Consider the following 16,466-nt stretch of genomic DNA (forward strand, 5'->3'; position numbering starts at 1 on the left):
GATGCAACTTCGAAAAAGAGAAGATTGCCACCAGCGCTTATATAAAATTTCAATAAAACAAAACCCCGGATGGAATCACTATTGAAAGTGTCCTCATCCGGGGTTCACTATGAGAGCTAGTAAATCGTTTTAATATCCTATTATTCGACTGACGACACCATATGAGTTACTCTTTTTTTCGATATAAATACATCGTCAGCGGAGCGAAGATCACAATAAAAATGAGGGATACGACAATCACCCAGCCGATTTGCGCCCATGTTCCGTTGCCGTGCATCAAACCGCGCACAGCGGTCGCAAGAATTGAAATAGGGTTAATGTTCACAAAGCCCTGCAGCCAAGAAGGCAGAGTTGCCGGGTCGACGAACACATTGCTGACAAAGGTTAACGGAAAAACCACCAAAAAGCTCACCATCATCAAGGATTTCTCAGAACGCATCACGATGCCGGCAGCTGTCCAAATCCAAGAAAAACTGAAGGAAAACAATAAGATGACAAGGACGGCACCGAAAACGCCGATTGCACCGCCTTCCGGCCGAAAGCCGAGAGCCAGCCCCAACCCAATCATAATAGCACAAGCCAACGAATAGCGGATAACGTCTACTAGCAACGCGCCGACCAATGCTGAAGGCAGCCAGATTGGCAATGTGCGAAACCGATCAAATATACCTTTTCGGATATCATTATTCAAATCGATGCCCGTGTACATCGTAATTTGGGAAACGGTCATAACGAGTATCCCAGGCAGTAAAAATTGCAGGTATTCACCAGTTGATCCTGCAATGGCCCCACCGAATAAATACGTAAACATCAACAAGAAGATAATCGGAAACACCGTAACATCAAACATCTGTTCAGGTACGTGCTTGATTCGCAATAAAGCCCGCTGCGCAAAAGCCATGGTCGAAGCAAAGGCATTTGGTGGGTTTGGCCGTTTGCCTGAAGCAATTGCACTCAAAGGATGAACGTCTTTTTCGTGAGTCGAGTTGCCTTGTTCTAACTGCACACTCATGAGTTCCCCTCCTTCACGTTCGGTTGATCGTTGGCGGACTGTCCGGTCAATGTCAGGAATACTTCGTCGAGGCTTGGCCGGCCAAGCGAAAAATCACTGATAGCAATTTGCTCCTTGGCGAGCTCCCCGAGTGCTTCAGCGACAAGAGACGAATCTTGCGCTGTTGCACTGAGTGACACTGCATCAGAAGCCACGTGAACCTTCACGCCTAGTTTCTTTTCCAGAATGGCTGTGGCCCGTTTTTCGTCTGCAGCTTGGAGCAGCTGAACATTCAAGGTGCCCGTCCCGACGGATGCCTTCAGTTCACTGCTCGTGCCTTCCGCAATGATCTTCCCTCGATGGATGACCGCAATTCGGTCTGCCAGCTGATCCGCTTCTTCCAAGTTTTGAGTTGTCAGCAATACCGTTGTTCCTGTCTGCACGAGCGCACGGATAATATCCCACACTTGGTTTCGGCTTCTCGGGTCCAGCCCTGTCGTCGGTTCATCCAAAAATAACAGGTCTGGCGTCACAACAATACTTGCGGCAATATCAATACGCCGCCTCATGCCGCCTGAATAATTTTTCACTTGCCGTTTTGCCGCGTTTTCCAGGCCAAATGCTGTCAGTAAATCCATGGCCCTCTTTTTCGCTTCTTTGGTCGTATATCCCATCAACCTGGAAATCAGCACCAAGTTTTCAATACCGGTCAAATCTTCATCTATGGAAGCATATTGGCCAGTCAAGCTGATGCGGCTTTTGATTGCGGCGCTTTCCGTTTTCAAATCATGGCCAAAAATATACGCATTTCCGTCGTCCGGCTGAACGAGCGTCGCCAGCATGCGGATCGTCGTCGTTTTTCCTGCACCATTCGGCCCTAAAAAACCGTAAACCGTTCCTTTAGGGATCGCTAAATCCACACCATCTACTGCACGTTCTTTTCCGTAAATTTTAACCAACCCCGTCGCTTCTACCGCCCATCCGTCCGCCTGTCGCTTCCCTTTTTCGTTATCCATGATTTTCACCTTTTTCTATTAAAGGATGCAAAAATCAGATCTCTATTATGCCTTCTATTATAACTGATTACAGATTTTTTAACAGAATATTCAAACATCCATTTAGTATTGTCCATCACTCAGTACCAGGCAGACAATCATATATCTAGACGTTTTTAAAAGAATCTTTTCACCTTACAGACTGCAAGCAAAGTAAGAGGAAAAGAGATCAATAAACCCAACCGGTCCGGCCGCTTCACTGGTTATGCTTCAACTAGTAGCAAAACACTTCATTTGGTAGTCCCGATGCTAGCGTTGCAGGAACAGAGACAATAGCAACGGTATTACCAGCGAGCCCGCGGAACGCGTCCGCCTGGAGTGCAGGATCCGGCATTGCTGCAAAAGAGTATATGTTAATTCCTTTAAAAAAATAATTTTTCTTTTGTCGACAAGCTCAGGATATAGCTTTACTTCAAATTTGTTCTAGATCCATTAAAGAGTTTTTATAGACTAAACCGCACTAATTTAAATTAGCTTCTTAACAAAGTGGCTGCAATTCCCGTCGTCAAAATATAACGTGTATCCGATGGTCTTATAGAATTCGATTGCACTGTTCCAACTGTTATTTGTTTCTAAAACCAATTGCTGATAGCCTTGTTGTTTCGCCCATGACTCTAAACAATGAATGATCCGCTTCGCCATTCCTGTTCTTCTGTATTTTTTCAGGACAGACATTCGCTCTACTCTGCCTATCTTATCTGTTTCAAAGGAAATAGCTCCTGTACATGCCACTTGGCGCTTATAGATGCCAACTAAAAATACCGTTCCTTTTCGGTTGTAGCTTTCTAAAATGCTTTTCAAATCCGGATTATACGCAGGATCTATGAAACCAAAGCGCTCTTCTAATCCTTTTAGGATCAATTCGCTGGCTTCTTCTTCGAATTCTTTTGTAATTTGATGAATTTGCAATTCTTCTTGTATCTTATCCCTACTCATTTTTTCACTTCCCTTTTATTTTTCTTAATCTATAGAAATAGCAGGCGTTTAGAAATTCTAAACGCCTGCTTCTTTGGTTTCTATTCATTTCACTTTTGCTGGAACAAATACTTGATGTTGTTGGTCGGCAATGCGCCTTCTCCGCCAAGGATGTAGATTCCCGTAGCGGATTCCAGCTGATTTTCAATTGTTTTGATAGTTGATGAATTTTGTGCATTCGGAGCCATCAGAATGAGCGGCGCCTTTTGCCTTGCCGCACTCACAGAGCCTGCTAATGCATCCGGATAGTTGATGCCAGTCGATAAATACATCATTTTAGCATCCAGGGATTCTTTGAAGTACTCAATGACCGCACTGTTCGTTTCATATCTAGAAGCGCCTGAGATGCGCACCGCATTCAAAATCCCTTTTGCTGCGAGATCGGAAACCGCACCTTTGCCGCCGATGATATACGTTTTCTTATAAGCTTTTGACGAAAGAAGCGCTTTTACTTCAGGAGACAAGGCGTTCGATTTCGTCAGTAAAATCGGCATTTTTTTATTCCCTGCAATCGGTGCAACGGATAAGGCATCCGCAAACGTTGAGCCGCTCGCAATCACCGCTTCAGTAGATCCAACCATTTCTTTCGCGATGTTGACGGATGTCGCATAACGGTCTTTGCCGCTGATGCGCTTGATTTTCGTCGGTGCAATGCCAAGGTTTACGAGTTCTTGTTCCACCATCGGACTGATGGCGGACTGGCCGCCGATGAGAATCACTTCTTTCGTTTTCAGCCGCTTCAGCTCGTCTTTTACTGCAGCAGGCAACGCGTCCGTCTTCGTCAATAGGAGCGGCGCATCGAAATAAGCGGCAAGAGGCGCAGCACTTAAGGCATCCGGGAAATTTCCACCGGCCGCAAGAATTGCTTTCTCAGAAGAAATCCATCCTTTTTTCGAAACATTGACGGCCGTTTCATAGCGGCTCGCCCCACTAATTCTCTGAGTCAAATTCCATTTATCCGCTAACGCGAGAATTGATCCTTCTGCATTCAACCGGCCCCACCCGGAAACCAGATCATACCCTGGAGCGAGTTCAACCGGTGTATAGGGATATTCCTCATCCATATATGGGACTTCATCCAGGTAGCCTGGACGATCTTCTTCTGTAAATGCGACATCATCGGCGGAAACCGTAACAAGTGTCCGGATTTGGTCCACTGTCAGCGATGGATTGAGTGATTTCAATAATCCGGCAACGCCTGCAACGTGTGGAGCTGCCATAGACGTTCCCGACATAAGTGTCATATTGCCATCCGGCACAAGACTAGGAATATCCGTGCCCGGTGCCACCAAGTCAAGCCCTGGTCCGTAATTCGAATAATCGGATACGAGATCCAGGCGGTTAGTAGACCCGACAGAAATTGTGTACTTCGATGATGCCGGATAGGAAACTTCTCCGTATCCATCGTTTCCTGAAGACGCAATAATGGTTACGCCGCGCTCATGTGCATATTTCAATGCATATTCGATTACCCGGCTGTAACCGCCTCCAAGACTCATATTAATGACATCCGCTCCCTGATCGGCTGCATAAATGATGCCATAGGCAATTTTTTCGGTATCTCCACTGCCGCTGGCATCCAAAACTTTCACCGGCAGTATTTTAGTGAACTGGTTGATGCCGCTCATTGAGTAATCATTGCCTGATTCGGCCGCAATGATCCCCGCTACGTGTGTCCCGTGCCCGTAATCATCGAGCGCTTCATGGTCATCGTTGACAAAATCATAGCCTGTATGAGCAATCTGGTGCTGAAGATCGGCGAGCGTATAATCTATCCCAGTATCGAGAATTGCTGTCACAGTCTCCGCCATTTCTTTTTCCTGCACGAGATTCATCATTGGGTTATAGCGGATATCTGCGCCTTTCATTATAACTCCTTCCCCCTCATTCGAAAGGGACCATTGTTCGTTGTAATAGATATCTGTTGATTGCACAGTGTATTCCTGAACCGGTTCGATAAATTCCACTTCCGGCAATGATTCCAGCATCTGAACAGTTTGGTCCGCTTTGGCTGCTGACATTCCTGTCGGCAGGTCCATAACTTGGAACTGGTCGAATAGCGGCGAAGAAGCCTCAAATTCAGATACATTGTGGATGCCGTATGTTGAAGTTTTTGCCTTGGTTAGTGAAGCTCCTTCTTTAAATTTGACGATTACCCGATTTGAATCGGCTTCCTTTTTAACATAGTCTGTTTTCATCATTAAAGACAAAACCGAACGATCTTTCAAGGAATAGATGCCGATTGAGTCTCCGGCTTGGATAATTTCGTTTCGAAGTTTTTCAGGAGCTGTTTTCAATGACAACTCATATAATTCGATGATGGCTGTTTGTTCAGCTGCCGTGATGATCTTGGAGCTGTAAAAACCATCTTTTGCAATCTTGCCCAGCAAATCTTCCAGCTGTTTAATGTTGCGTGAAAGGCTCTCCCTCACTGAGGCATCGGTTGCCGCTTGATAGCTAATGAACGGCGCGAGTTTGTAGTAAAGCTTTGTCAGCTCTTCCCCGCTTTCTGTCTGGGAAAGCACTTCACTGCGAATTGCCCTCAAATTATCAAGCAAATCCTTTTCCGACACAACTTTTCCGTCCAACACAAGCTCTGCAGGGCATTGCTCGCCATAAATCATAGCAGATGCTTTCAATTTCTTCCCTTTATATGAAAGCGTATAGTTTATCTCTGCGCTTTCTTCTGCCTCTTCCAGCATTTCATCAGAGTAAGAGGAAATTTTAATGTAATAAGGGCCTTTCCACGAAATCGGGAACTGGACGGATGCAGCTTGATCTGCATAGGAATAATTCCGGTAATAGTCAAACGTCTCATCGTCTGTAGCACGCTGAGCGCTTGAATAAACGGAAAACGTCAATTCCTGATCCGATTGCAGCGTGATTTCGACATGCGAATGTTCCTTGATCTGGTCAGGCTGGACATCAATTTTGTACCAGCGTTCCGCAGCATCAGCAGAAAAGGTATCCGTTGCCGCCACTTCTTCTTCTAACACAATAGCTTCTAACACATCTTCTGCGTTTGCCGTCTTGTCTGCAGGCAAAACTCCTATTATTGATAAAAACATCAAAAAACTAATGCTAATCTTTAACGCACGACCCATTCCATCATCCTCGTTTCAATATATTTACATTTCTATTAAAGCACATAAATTTTCATAAAAATAGATATTTCTAACAATTATTTTTTACACGTTTTTTTGGTTTATTTTAAGCAACTCTTGCGACACTTAGGTGCTTGAAAAGCAGATTGAATTTCACTTATGAAAAATAGCCCTTTCCCTAGTAAGATTAAATACCTATGCGGAAATCGTTCAGTAAAAGGAAGAAGGATGCTCTTCAATAAGAGGAGCCAGCCTTTTTCTCCCTCTCTTATATTTTTCCGATCTATAATAAAAACAGCCGGTAAATTACCCGGCTGCTGTGAAATCGATAATCATATATAAATGCTCTTTAAACCACAAATTCAATTCACTCATTTCCACCAGGTTGAAACAGGATCAGACAAGCTTTCCTCAATCTGAACCGTATCACCAATTTGTGGAGCGATAAGGTTAACTCTATTTTCCTTTGCCGCATTTAATGCTCGTTCGATTGGCTCCTTCCAACCATGCCGCGCGAGCGTAAAGGCACCCCAATGCATTAACATCATTTGTTTGCCTTGTAAATCGATATTCGCCTGAACAGATTCTTCCGGAAGCATATGAGACTCAGGCCAGCGCTCATCATATTGAGCACCTTCTATTAATGCAATATCAAAAGGTCCGTATTTATCGCCAATTTCTTTGAAATGTGCCTCATAGCTTCCATCTCCACTGGTATAGAAACGGGTTTGTTCTCCAAGAATGACCCACCCGCCCCAAAGCGTCGAATTCTGGTTAAAAATTCCTCTTCCTGAGAAATGTTTGGCCGGCGTCAAGGCGATGGTTAATCCTTGGAATTCCGTTTCATCCCACCAATTAAGTTCCGTGATTTTTTCTTTTTCAACACCCCATTGAATCAAATGATTACTCACGCCATATGGAACAAAGAAATGAGAAACCTTGCTCTTTAGTTTTTTGATCGATTGATAATCCAAGTGGTCGTAATGATCATGCGTGATAAAGACTGCATCAATCGGCGGCATCTCTTCTACAATATCCAATAAATCTTCACTGTAGCGTTTCGGCCCAATAAAGGAAACTGGTGATGCTCTTGGTCCCAGCATGGGATCGACAAGAATTTTCTTATTATCAAGACTTAATATAAATGCCGAATGGCCAAGCCAGGTCAGGCTGTCTTCTTTGCCTTTTATCTTGTTCCAATCGATCTTAGAAACAGGAAGGTCACCGGATGCTGGACTTGTCTCGTTAGCCGCTGAATCGGAGTTCTGGAATGCAGAGGGGCTATCTGAACTTCCGGATTCCATCGTTGATTCTTGATTGACAAATTTGCCGTCTTTATAATTTTCAAACGTATTATATAGCTCTTCTTGTTCCTTGCTAGGGTTACCGCCAAAAGATGGATAAAGATTTATAAACAACAAAACGGCAACACCTAATACCACGAGTGATAGCGTAAAATAAATCAATATTTTCTTTATGATTCTTTTCTTGCCTTGGGGTACAGCTTTTCCGTTCTTTTTCTCAGTTGCAGGATGTTCTTCAAGATTCGACATTTCATCACTCGCCTTATGGCTTTATTAACAAAAGGCAATTACTGCATGGTGAAAAATTCATCATTCACCCTTCTGCTTTTCTTCATCATACCGAAAAAGAAGCAAAGGCAGCAATAAACTGCTTTTGCTTCTTAAAATTATTGAGACATTATCGCACAGCAACACGCCATTTCTATACACGCCGCAAAGCCTCAATCGGATTCAAATTTGAAGCTTTTCTAGCTGGAGCGATTCCGAAGACGATTCCTATCGTCGTAGAAAAGCCAAGAGCCAACATGATGGTTAAGGGAGACAGCAAGAAACTCACGTCCATAAACGAACAGATAGCATAAGCCGCCATGACACCGGTTAAGACGCCGATGATCCCGCCAATAAGCGATAAAAAGATGGCTTCCATCAAGAATTGCTGCTGAATTCGCTTCGGTTCCGCTCCTAATGCCTTCCTGAGCCCAATTTCCGCCGTCCTTTCTGTAACAGATACGAGCATCATATTCATAATGCCTATTCCGCCAACCACCAGGGAAATAGATGCAATGCCCACAATTAGCAAAGACAGCGTCGTGATCATCCGGTTGATGGTCGACAGCATCTCCTGCGTATTCCGGATCAAAAACCCTTCCCCTTGATTTTTAAATGCTTCATTCAGTTCGGTTTCGATAGCGCGCGAGGTCTTTTCAGACTCATTGGAGTCATCCATATAGACATCTGCCGCCATGATGGAATTGGTTCCAAGCAGCCGCATTGATGTCGTGTATGGGACGATGACCGCCTCATTAATGGAACTAGATGAGAAAGCATGCGATTGTTGGAGTGTACCAATAATGGTGAAGTTCATGCCGCCTATCAACAAGGTTTCTCCGATAGGGTCTTCGCCAAAAAACAATTCGCGGGCAATCGTAGAACCGATCAAACTTACTTTGTTTTCACTTTGAATGTCTAATGGATTGATCCCTCTTCCTGTTTGGATCAGATCTTCGTTTTTCGAAAAATATACATCGTTTTTCCCGTTCACGCTCACTTCTTCCTTGACGGCACCTGCAGCAGCAATCTTAGTAAAGCCCGTAACAGTGGGTGACACCCCGGACACATTGTCAATTTCTTCAAGCCGCTCGATATCTTGGGGAAGCAATCCCTGTTTTAAAGGGGTTCCTACAGTCGTTACAATGATTCGATCTGCTTGGAAAGTAGCGAAATCATTGGTCATGTCGTTTGTAACTCCTCGAACGATGGTAATCAGCGCAATGATGGATCCTACTCCAATGACGATGCCCAAGGTGGTCAAGGCCGAACGCAGTTTGTTGTGGACAACGTTCATCCAGCTCATTTTCAAATTTTCCTTTAGCATCCGGTTTCCTCCTCCCGGAGCAGACCATCCAGAATACGGAAGATCCTTCTCGCATTTTTTGCGATTTCAGCATCATGCGTAATCATGATGATCGATTTCCCTTCCCTGTTTAATTGGTGGAAGAGTTCCATGATTTGCTGGCCGGTCTTTTGGTCAAGCGCACCCGTCGGTTCATCGGCAAGCAGGATCGTCGGTTCGGTGACCATCGCCCTGGCAATGGCCACACGCTGCTGCTGGCCACCGGAAAGTTGGGTGGGCCGGTGCTCCATTTTCCCTTCAAGGCCGACTCTGGATAACATTTCGGCTGCCCGCTGTTCCCGTTCTTTTTCCCGGACGCCTGCATAAATCAGCGGAAGTTCCACATTGTGCCTCGCACTTAAGCGGGGCAACAAATGAAATTGCTGAAAAATAAACCCGATTTCCTTGTTGCGAATCGCTGCCAGCTCTTTTTCATCCAGTTCCTGCACTTTTTGCTGTGACAAGATGTAATCGCCTTCCGTCGGAATATCCAGGCAGCCGATTATGTTCATCAATGTAGATTTCCCCGAACCAGATGGCCCAAGGATCGCCGCAAAGTCCCCTTTGTTGATGGATAGATTGATATTTTTGAGCACCATTTGCTCTTCTTCACCCAAGAAATAGGACTTGCTGATGCCTTCCATCTTCAAAATTTGCTCAGCCATGACTCCTCATCTCCTCCAGAAGAGCTGTTGCAATAGCCCTTCTTCGTCAACCGCGCGCATGACTTCATCGCCGGCTGATACACCGCTTGTCACTTCTACTCTCATGCCGTCATTGATGCCGGTCGTAATGGATTCTTCCCTAGGCTCCCCTTCCTCTGATGGCAGCAGCACATATGGCTGGTTCTCATTGTCAAAAAGAATCACTTCCATCGGCAGCGTAGTCACTTCGATTGCTTCTTCCTTAACAAGTTTTGCCTCTGTACTCATGCCTATCCGCAGTCCTTCATCGCTTTCAAGGTCAATCGCGGCAATAAAATAAGAAACACCATTTTCATTTCTTGCTTCTTTTGAAATAGCACTAATGGTCCCAGCTAGTTCTTTACCGAGTGCGTTGATGGCAACCTTAATTTCCTGATTGATTTTCAAATACTTGTGGCTATATTCATCAACCTTCACGTTGGCTTTAAAATTAACATAGTCCACTATTTTGATCATCTCGATGCCTGCAGGCACTTGGGCATTTTTCTGGATTCGAATTTGCGTAACTTCACCATTTATCGACGCTTTGATTTCTTCTCCTAACGATGTCACTAAAAGGACATCTCCCTTTTTAACTCTTTCACCATGTTTCACTTTAACTTCGCAGATTTCCATCGGTTTTTCACTTATCACAGTTTCTCTGTTTTTGGCTTCAATTGTTCCCGGAAAATTATGATATGTCGTGATATCTCCCGTTTCGGCGATTTCTGATTGAAAAGCTCCGGTTCCTTTTGGCATAAAAACAGCCGCTACAGCAATCGCTGCAATGAGAATGCCTAAGGTGCTCCAAATCAACCATTTCCTCTTTTTACGCTTGGTCTTAGCAGCCATATTTTTCACCTCCATCCTGTGGCGCAATATCGCTTACTCATATGCAGAGTTCTTTCTGAATATGTAAAGGTTCGGCAAGGAAGATATCCTATGTCATGTCCCCCTTGAAGGAGATTACTGTTTATGTAAATATGATATTTTTTTATTATAAATAATAAATTAATACTATCACAAATATTTTCATTAATCAGTTTTTTCTATTTTATTTTACTAATTGTTAAATCTAAATGTTGTTCAAAGATTCTTGGCTCTGGTTGACTCATTTGAATATTAATAATCACCGTTATAAAAAAAGAATTAGAAAAGGCAGCCCCTAGAGGCTGCCTTTGATGACTAACTGGATGGAATTATAAATGAGTAGCTGGTACTGCCGCCAGCAAATCGTTTTTTGCCCGATTTACGAGGTTGTCAATCATTAAGTCTTCTTCCATATCAGAGCGTGAGTAATCAACATTTAACTTCATTTCCGATTCGCCTTGACATTCGATGGCTCTTATTTTGACTATCGACGTCTTATCTTTGAAAGTTTCATTATCGTTCCATCCGCGTATTTCTTTTTCCCAATAAGAATGTCCATTTTCTAAAATGCCCTGGCTAATTCTGTCATCAAGTTCAATATATTTATAGAATTTCATTCGTACACCTGCTTTCAAAATTTAAAAAGAATCATATGATCTTTACGTAAAAAAAAAGAGAAATTTCTTTCTTAGTTTATAATACCCTTTTAATGTAAAATAACTCATATTTCTTGCTGCTTCAGCCAATCAAGAAAGCCTTACTTGCATAATTGTTGATGATGAGATGCCTTTTTCTTGATGAGCAAATTGAGAGAAGTCTATAATTTCAAAGTTATCTAAAGAAAAATTCGGTTTCTGCTTTGTCATTCATTTATTCGATAAGTCCGAGTAATTTAACTTCCCCTTAACTCAATTTAATAAATGAAAGTTTTTCACTTCTCACAGCATGACGATTAACCCCAGTCATTTTAATTGTCATGTATAAATCGAAGATATTCGGGTAGTCAGTTAAGAAGATCAAATTATCGAGGAGGGTTTATATGAAAATACAAGCCGCCGTTACACACGGTTTAGGAGAAGAGTTTAAAGTGGAAGAAGTGGAACTGGGCGAACCGAAAGCGCATGAGGTGCTGGTGAAAATAGTAGCAGCTGGTGTTTGCCATACCGATGCTGTTGCAAGAGACTTGGGCTTGTCGCCCTTTCCTGTAGTCCTTGGACATGAAGGATCAGGAGTCGTTGAAAAAATAGGATCTGCAGTTACTACAATCCAAACTGGTGATCATGTTGTGCTGTCATTCGCTTATTGCGGCCAGTGTGAAAATTGCTTGACCGGCCATCCGACAGTTTGCCTGAAGTTCAATGATTTGAACTTTGGAGGTAAAATGCAGGACGGTACAAACCGCATCCATCAACACGACCATGCCGTTTCGACATTTTTCGGGCAATCGTCTTTCGGGACTTTCGCGGTTGCCAACGAACGGAATGTCGTCAAAGTTGACCCGGAAGTTGATTTAACGCTTCTCGGCCCACTCGGATGCGGCATTCAGACTGGCGCGGGCACGGTATTGAACCGGTTCAAGCCTGATTTCGGTTCCTCCATCGCAATTTATGGAAGCGGAGCTGTTGGATTGAGTGCTGTCATGGCAGCAAAGATAGCAGGCTGCCTGAACATTATTGCAGTTGATATTCACGATGATCGCCTAGAGCTGGCGAAAGAATTGGGTGCGACGCATACGCTTAACGGCAAAAATGTTGACGTCGTCGAAGAAATCAAAAAGATTACCAATGGCGGCTCACATTACGCAGTAGAGACAACAGGAGTTCCACCAGTCGTCAAACAAGCCATTCATGCCCTGCGCCCGCTCGGATCATGCGCGATTGTCGGTGTGACACCTGAAATAACATTCGATGTCCATAATGACATCATGGCAGAAGGCAAAACAGTAATGGGGGTCATCGAAGGTGATTCGATTCCGCAAGTATTCATACCCCAGCTCGTGGCTTATTTCAAGCGCGGCTTGTTCCCGTTCGACAAACTTATCAAAGTATATGATTTTGATCAGATTAATGAAGCTTTCGAAGACTCCAAGAAAGGAATCACCATCAAGCCTATCGTAAAAATCGGACAAAAGTAAAAGCGTTCTTTAATTAATATGCCTTCAGGCTGTAGCAAAACTCAGATTATTTGAGCAGAGCGACAGTCTTTTTTTTTTTTTGAAAATTGTATTTTGAATAAAAAACATCGTGCAGCTTGTTTGCTGCATGATGTTTCGCTTTCCATCTATGGTTTAGCTGCCCAGATTTCAATTTCCACCTTTATTTCCGGCAATCCTAACGCGTTAAGATAGCCGATTGTCATTGCCGGAAATCCATTGTCGAACAAATCGAACCATTCCTGATTCATCCATTTCCAATCGATTTTTTCGATTGCCCAGATGTTCACTTTGACAATATGTTCGGCTTTCAATTCTTCTGCAACTAAGATTGCTTTGATGTTTTCAAACGTGTTGCTGATTTGTCGGTTCATGTTCTCGGGGAAGTTGCCGTCCTCATCCATCCCGACTTGGCCAGAAGCTACATATAATTCCGCATTTCTTGGAATTTTGGTGATATGCGTATAATTGCCGACTGGTTCTGGCATGGCCTTTGGATTTCTTCTTATTATTTTCCCGTTTCCCATTCAAACTGCCCCGCTTTCTGCTATCTTTCTTTTTGCTCATATAGTAAATATCTTTTAAAATACATCCTCATCAAATCTTCCTTCATATCTTCTGCTATTTGAATCTCGGTTTTCATTCCGAAGAGATTCGATAACTAAATCCTAAACGTATAATTACGATATAAAAGTATATATCATTGTAAAAAAATTTGATTCGTTCTATCTTAATGCTTTTTACTTATAACTTACTAAATTCTGCTCCAATTAATAAAAGATAAGCCATTCCTAACATTGCGATGTTTGATAAAGTTCCTATAAGAACATACCACAGGTCTCTAGATCCTAAAGCAAATCCTATCCCCAATAATGAAACTAAACCAATAATAATTGCATCGATTTCATCATCTATTGGTAAAAAAAAGAAAACTAAACTTGTTACTGCTGCTAGTATTGATAAATATCCTAACGTATTTCTTTTATTTTTCTTCATAATGATTGCCTCCACTTAATATCAAAAATGCTTACTTTTTTTATTCCTGTTTATCTTAATAGTTTGAGCTTATCTATACTTTTTAAAAAGTTAATCCTGTCATTCGTTTAACTTGCAGATTATCATATTAAGTTGAATAGCCAACAGATAAAAATAGCTCAAATGGTCACAGTTGTTAACGCAGAATTAAAAGGAATCCAATATCAGTTGATTTGTATTTAAAGAGCGTGTAAAGAATAACAGCTATATAGATTAGACCTAATAAAAACCAAAAAAGCTCTAATATATATTGGTTCAAAGATATCTATTTTTATTTCCCTCCTCTCCCCTGAATCTAATTCCAATAGATGGAAAATCCGTATTATTTAAAATAACGATACGGTTTCACAAAAAGTTTCCGAAGATTAATGTTAAAAAGAATAACTGTTTGCAAAAGTACATTTTCGCAGACAAAAAGGGAGAGAAGATGCGATTTGACCAGCCTCTTCTCTCCCTTAGTATTTTGCTATCTGTATAACTACTTCTACTTTTTCCTCATGTGTAAATTAATAATAATTTGAACCCGGTTTCTTTAATTGATGCTTTTTTGAAATTTGAAGAGTTTAGATGTCTCGATGTTTTAGTGAAGCTTTTGAACATGTAATAGCTTAAGATAGCAACCATCGTATTTAAAAGAATATTATCCATTTCAAATTGACCGACTCGCAGAACGCAACACTTCTTTATCTAGCTGATTCAGGCTGCTACACGAAGTCGCAACAGCAATCCAGCCATATGTCTGTTTTTCATATTTTACAACAGCTACTATACAAGGGATTGTATCCTTTGTAAAATTAGATAAAGGAATAAATGAAGAGGAGACTGTCCGATGCGAAAAACGGCTTTATTAATCATTGATGCCCAAAACGAAATGTTCGACCAATCCAACCCTGTCTATCAAAGCGAACAATTGCTCAAGAATCTGCAGTCTTTGATCAAAAAAGCGCGTTCAGCTGACGTTCCCGTCATTTATGTGCAGCATAACGACCCTGGCCTTGTAAAAGGCACTGACTTCTGGCAAATTCATCAGTCAATCACTCCCGAAGAAGGAGATTTCATTGTCCAGAAATGGACGCCGGATTCATTTCATGAGACAAAACTGCTGGAGATATTGAAAAATAAAGGCGTCCAGAACCTCGTTATTGCAGGCAACCAGACTGAGTATTGCGTAGATGCGACAACTCGCAGTGCCAGCAACCTGGGATTTGATGTGACCCTTGCCAAAGACGCGCACGGTACTTGGGATTCCGAAGAGATGAGCGCTGAGCAAATCATCAACCATCATAATGGCATACTGTGCAATTTTGTCACACTTCAGGAAACGAATGACATCGAGTTTATAGAATAAATCCAGTTTAAAGAAAAACGCTCATTTTTATCTAAACCGTTTAGTTTTGAATCGCAAAAATGTAAATAGAAGCAATCGTCAAATAACCAACATATTTTAATAGAATATTTTTTTGAGATACTCTTTCCAGAAATGAATTTTTGGGAGGAGTATTTCTTGGAAAAGAAAAGAGAAAAAACTGTATTGAACAGAAGTGCAGCACCTCAAAAGTTAGTTTTACTTAACTTTTTGGGTGCTGCATTTGTTTTTAGAGCACCCTCTTCTTTCCCCCTTACATGTAAACAGCTTCTGGTAATACACCATATGTTAACTTTCAACGATTTGATAGTTTAATCAGAAAGCAGATTTTTTCAGACAGAGATTTTTTCAGCTAGTGAATGAACAATTTCTTCAACCACTTCCTGGCATGTGAGGATTTGCTGGATACCTCCAGCTGCTTCAGACACACTGATGGTGCCATTAATCAAATCCCCATCCAGCATCCCTATCTTGAACCCTTCCCCGTAATAGTGATAGGCTTCTTCGGGTTTGCCTTGATTAATCAATTCCAGTGCCTTCTTCCCGGCTTCTGTCGGAATAGTTCTCAAGTTTCCAATCGCTGACTTGAATTCAATAAACTCTTCGCTTTGCACATTCAGAATCGCTTTTTTTGTTTCGACACTTGCGGGATTCTCCTCTGTTGCAATAAATCGAGTTCCCATATAAACAGCTTCTGCCCCCATGGAGAATGCTGCTTTTGCTCCTTGTCCATTCACGATGCCTCCAGCAGCTATCACTGGAATGTTCACAAGTGAAGTAATTTGAGGTACAAGAGAAAGTGTGCTGATTTTATAATCACTCATATGGCCCCCAGCCTCATAACCCGTCACAATAAGAGCATCCACACCTGCTTTTTCAGCCTCCGCCAGTTTGCTCGCTGTCGGACTTAAATCCCGGTAAACCACATTAATTCCCTGTTCTTTGAGGCGTTTCAGCTCCGGTTCGACGACGTTTTGCCCAATGGCAATGACATTCTTGATATCTTCTTTGATCAGTACTTCAAACACTGCATTTGTAAAGGGGTCTTCTGAAGCTCCACCCATCGGAAAGATGTAATTCACCGCAAATGGTTTTTTGGTCAGTGCCTTCACTTTACGGATTTCATTGGTTAAGCGATGAGCCATATCCTCTGCACTCGTTGCTTTTTCTGTCTGTCCGGCATTTGGGCCTAACACGCCCATCCCTCCGGCGTTTGAAACGGCCGCAACAAATTCGGCTGAAGTGACCCATGTCATGGCAGCTGAAATAACTGGATATTCGATTCCGAGTAATTCTGTGATACGATTTTTCATAATTGA

General features: G+C 42.4%; 14 protein-coding genes. 2 read left to right on the forward strand and 12 right to left on the reverse strand.

All coding sequences use genetic code 11. From position 1 onward, the window contains the following. Positions 1 to 166: 166 nt before the first annotated feature. The 9 genes from AC4EHJ_RS04010 to AC4EHJ_RS04050 all read right to left on the reverse strand — a co-directional run bounded on the left by AC4EHJ_RS04010 (position 167) and on the right by AC4EHJ_RS04050 (position 11,211). Positions 167 to 1,012, reverse strand: coding sequence for an ABC transporter permease (locus AC4EHJ_RS04010; protein WP_490974299.1), 846 nt, complete (start codon positions 1,010 to 1,012; stop codon positions 167 to 169). Beyond that, entirely contained in the window at positions 1,009 to 2,007 is a 999-nt protein-coding gene (locus AC4EHJ_RS04015; RefSeq protein ID WP_490974300.1) for an ATP-binding cassette domain-containing protein, read from the reverse strand. Before AC4EHJ_RS04015 ends, AC4EHJ_RS04010 begins: the two co-directional genes overlap by 4 nt. Before the next feature lie 504 nt (positions 2,008 to 2,511). Further along, on the reverse strand, positions 2,512 to 2,982 hold the full coding sequence (locus AC4EHJ_RS04020; protein WP_490974301.1) for a GNAT family N-acetyltransferase: 471 nt from the start codon (positions 2,980 to 2,982) through the stop codon (positions 2,512 to 2,514). Between the two features lie 89 nt (positions 2,983 to 3,071). Then, positions 3,072 to 6,065 carry a cell wall-binding repeat-containing protein gene (locus tag AC4EHJ_RS04025; protein ID WP_490974302.1) on the reverse strand — a complete coding sequence of 998 codons (2,994 nt, stop codon included), beginning with the start codon at positions 6,063 to 6,065 and terminating at the stop codon, positions 3,072 to 3,074. Between the two features lie 431 nt (positions 6,066 to 6,496). Then, positions 6,497 to 7,678 (reverse strand): MBL fold metallo-hydrolase, encoded by a 1,182-nt coding sequence (locus AC4EHJ_RS04030; protein ID WP_490974303.1) that lies wholly within the window; start codon positions 7,676 to 7,678, stop codon positions 6,497 to 6,499. 172 nt (positions 7,679 to 7,850) lie between these two features. Beyond that, positions 7,851 to 9,023, reverse strand: a complete 1,173-nt coding sequence (locus AC4EHJ_RS04035) for an ABC transporter permease (protein ID WP_490974304.1) — start codon at positions 9,021 to 9,023, stop codon at positions 7,851 to 7,853. Continuing rightward, entirely contained in the window at positions 9,017 to 9,706 is a 690-nt protein-coding gene (locus AC4EHJ_RS04040) for an ABC transporter ATP-binding protein (RefSeq protein ID WP_490974305.1), read from the reverse strand. Before AC4EHJ_RS04040 ends, AC4EHJ_RS04035 begins: the two co-directional genes overlap by 7 nt. A gap of 6 nt (positions 9,707 to 9,712) precedes the next feature. After that, positions 9,713 to 10,576 (reverse strand): efflux RND transporter periplasmic adaptor subunit, encoded by an 864-nt coding sequence (locus tag AC4EHJ_RS04045; protein WP_490975611.1) that lies wholly within the window; start codon positions 10,574 to 10,576, stop codon positions 9,713 to 9,715. Between the two features lie 347 nt (positions 10,577 to 10,923). Next, entirely contained in the window at positions 10,924 to 11,211 is a 288-nt protein-coding gene (locus AC4EHJ_RS04050) for a hypothetical protein (protein ID WP_490974306.1), read from the reverse strand. Between the two features lie 422 nt (positions 11,212 to 11,633). On the opposite strand from AC4EHJ_RS04050, the gene AC4EHJ_RS04055 reads away from it, so the two are divergent. Next, entirely contained in the window at positions 11,634 to 12,728 is a 1,095-nt protein-coding gene (locus tag AC4EHJ_RS04055; protein ID WP_490974307.1) for an NAD(P)-dependent alcohol dehydrogenase, read from the forward strand. A 146-nt stretch (positions 12,729 to 12,874) separates the two neighbouring features. Here AC4EHJ_RS04055 and AC4EHJ_RS04060 read toward each other — a convergent pair whose 3' ends face one another. Together AC4EHJ_RS04060 and AC4EHJ_RS04065 are read right to left on the reverse strand one after the other, a co-directional pair. Beyond that, positions 12,875 to 13,273 (reverse strand): RidA family protein, encoded by a 399-nt coding sequence (locus tag AC4EHJ_RS04060; protein WP_490974308.1) that lies wholly within the window; start codon positions 13,271 to 13,273, stop codon positions 12,875 to 12,877. 217 nt (positions 13,274 to 13,490) lie between these two features. Continuing rightward, a complete protein-coding gene (locus tag AC4EHJ_RS04065) occupies positions 13,491 to 13,742 on the reverse strand; it encodes a hypothetical protein (protein ID WP_490974309.1) in 252 nt (83 codons plus the stop codon). Positions 13,743 to 14,610: 868 nt separating this feature from the next. On the opposite strand from AC4EHJ_RS04065, the gene AC4EHJ_RS04070 reads away from it, so the two are divergent. Beyond that, positions 14,611 to 15,129 (forward strand): cysteine hydrolase family protein, encoded by a 519-nt coding sequence (locus tag AC4EHJ_RS04070; RefSeq protein WP_490974310.1) that lies wholly within the window; start codon positions 14,611 to 14,613, stop codon positions 15,127 to 15,129. Positions 15,130 to 15,479: 350 nt separating this feature from the next. On the opposite strand, the gene AC4EHJ_RS04075 is transcribed toward AC4EHJ_RS04070, so the two are convergent. Beyond that, entirely contained in the window at positions 15,480 to 16,460 is a 981-nt protein-coding gene (locus AC4EHJ_RS04075; RefSeq protein ID WP_490974311.1) for an NAD(P)H-dependent flavin oxidoreductase, read from the reverse strand. Positions 16,461 to 16,466 lie beyond the last annotated feature (6 nt).

The sequence above is a fragment of the Planococcus sp. TJ-301 genome (genome assembly GCF_058268475.1).

Bases quoted from the DNA above. Each gene is read 5' to 3' on its own strand.
- AC4EHJ_RS04010 (WP_490974299.1), bottom strand. From the start codon at position 1,012: ATGAGTGTGCAGTTAGAACAAGGCAACTCGACTCACGAAAAAGACGTT.
- AC4EHJ_RS04015 (WP_490974300.1), bottom strand. From the start codon at position 2,007: ATGGATAACGAAAAAGGGAAGCGACAGGCGGACGGATGGGCGGTAGAA.
- AC4EHJ_RS04020 (WP_490974301.1), bottom strand. From the start codon at position 2,982: ATGAGTAGGGATAAGATACAAGAAGAATTGCAAATTCATCAAATTACA.
- AC4EHJ_RS04030 (WP_490974303.1), bottom strand. From the start codon at position 7,678: ATGTCGAATCTTGAAGAACATCCTGCAACTGAGAAAAAGAACGGAAAA.
- AC4EHJ_RS04035 (WP_490974304.1), bottom strand. From the start codon at position 9,023: ATGCTAAAGGAAAATTTGAAAATGAGCTGGATGAACGTTGTCCACAAC.
- AC4EHJ_RS04040 (WP_490974305.1), bottom strand. From the start codon at position 9,706: ATGGCTGAGCAAATTTTGAAGATGGAAGGCATCAGCAAGTCCTATTTC.
- AC4EHJ_RS04045 (WP_490975611.1), bottom strand. From the start codon at position 10,576: ATGGCTGCTAAGACCAAGCGTAAAAAGAGGAAATGGTTGATTTGGAGC.
- AC4EHJ_RS04050 (WP_490974306.1), bottom strand. From the start codon at position 11,211: ATGAAATTCTATAAATATATTGAACTTGATGACAGAATTAGCCAGGGC.
- AC4EHJ_RS04055 (WP_490974307.1), top strand. From the start codon at position 11,634: ATGAAAATACAAGCCGCCGTTACACACGGTTTAGGAGAAGAGTTTAAA.
- AC4EHJ_RS04060 (WP_490974308.1), bottom strand. From the start codon at position 13,273: ATGGGAAACGGGAAAATAATAAGAAGAAATCCAAAGGCCATGCCAGAA.
- AC4EHJ_RS04065 (WP_490974309.1), bottom strand. From the start codon at position 13,742: ATGAAGAAAAATAAAAGAAATACGTTAGGATATTTATCAATACTAGCA.
- AC4EHJ_RS04070 (WP_490974310.1), top strand. From the start codon at position 14,611: ATGCGAAAAACGGCTTTATTAATCATTGATGCCCAAAACGAAATGTTC.
- AC4EHJ_RS04075 (WP_490974311.1), bottom strand. From the start codon at position 16,460: ATGAAAAATCGTATCACAGAATTACTCGGAATCGAATATCCAGTTATT.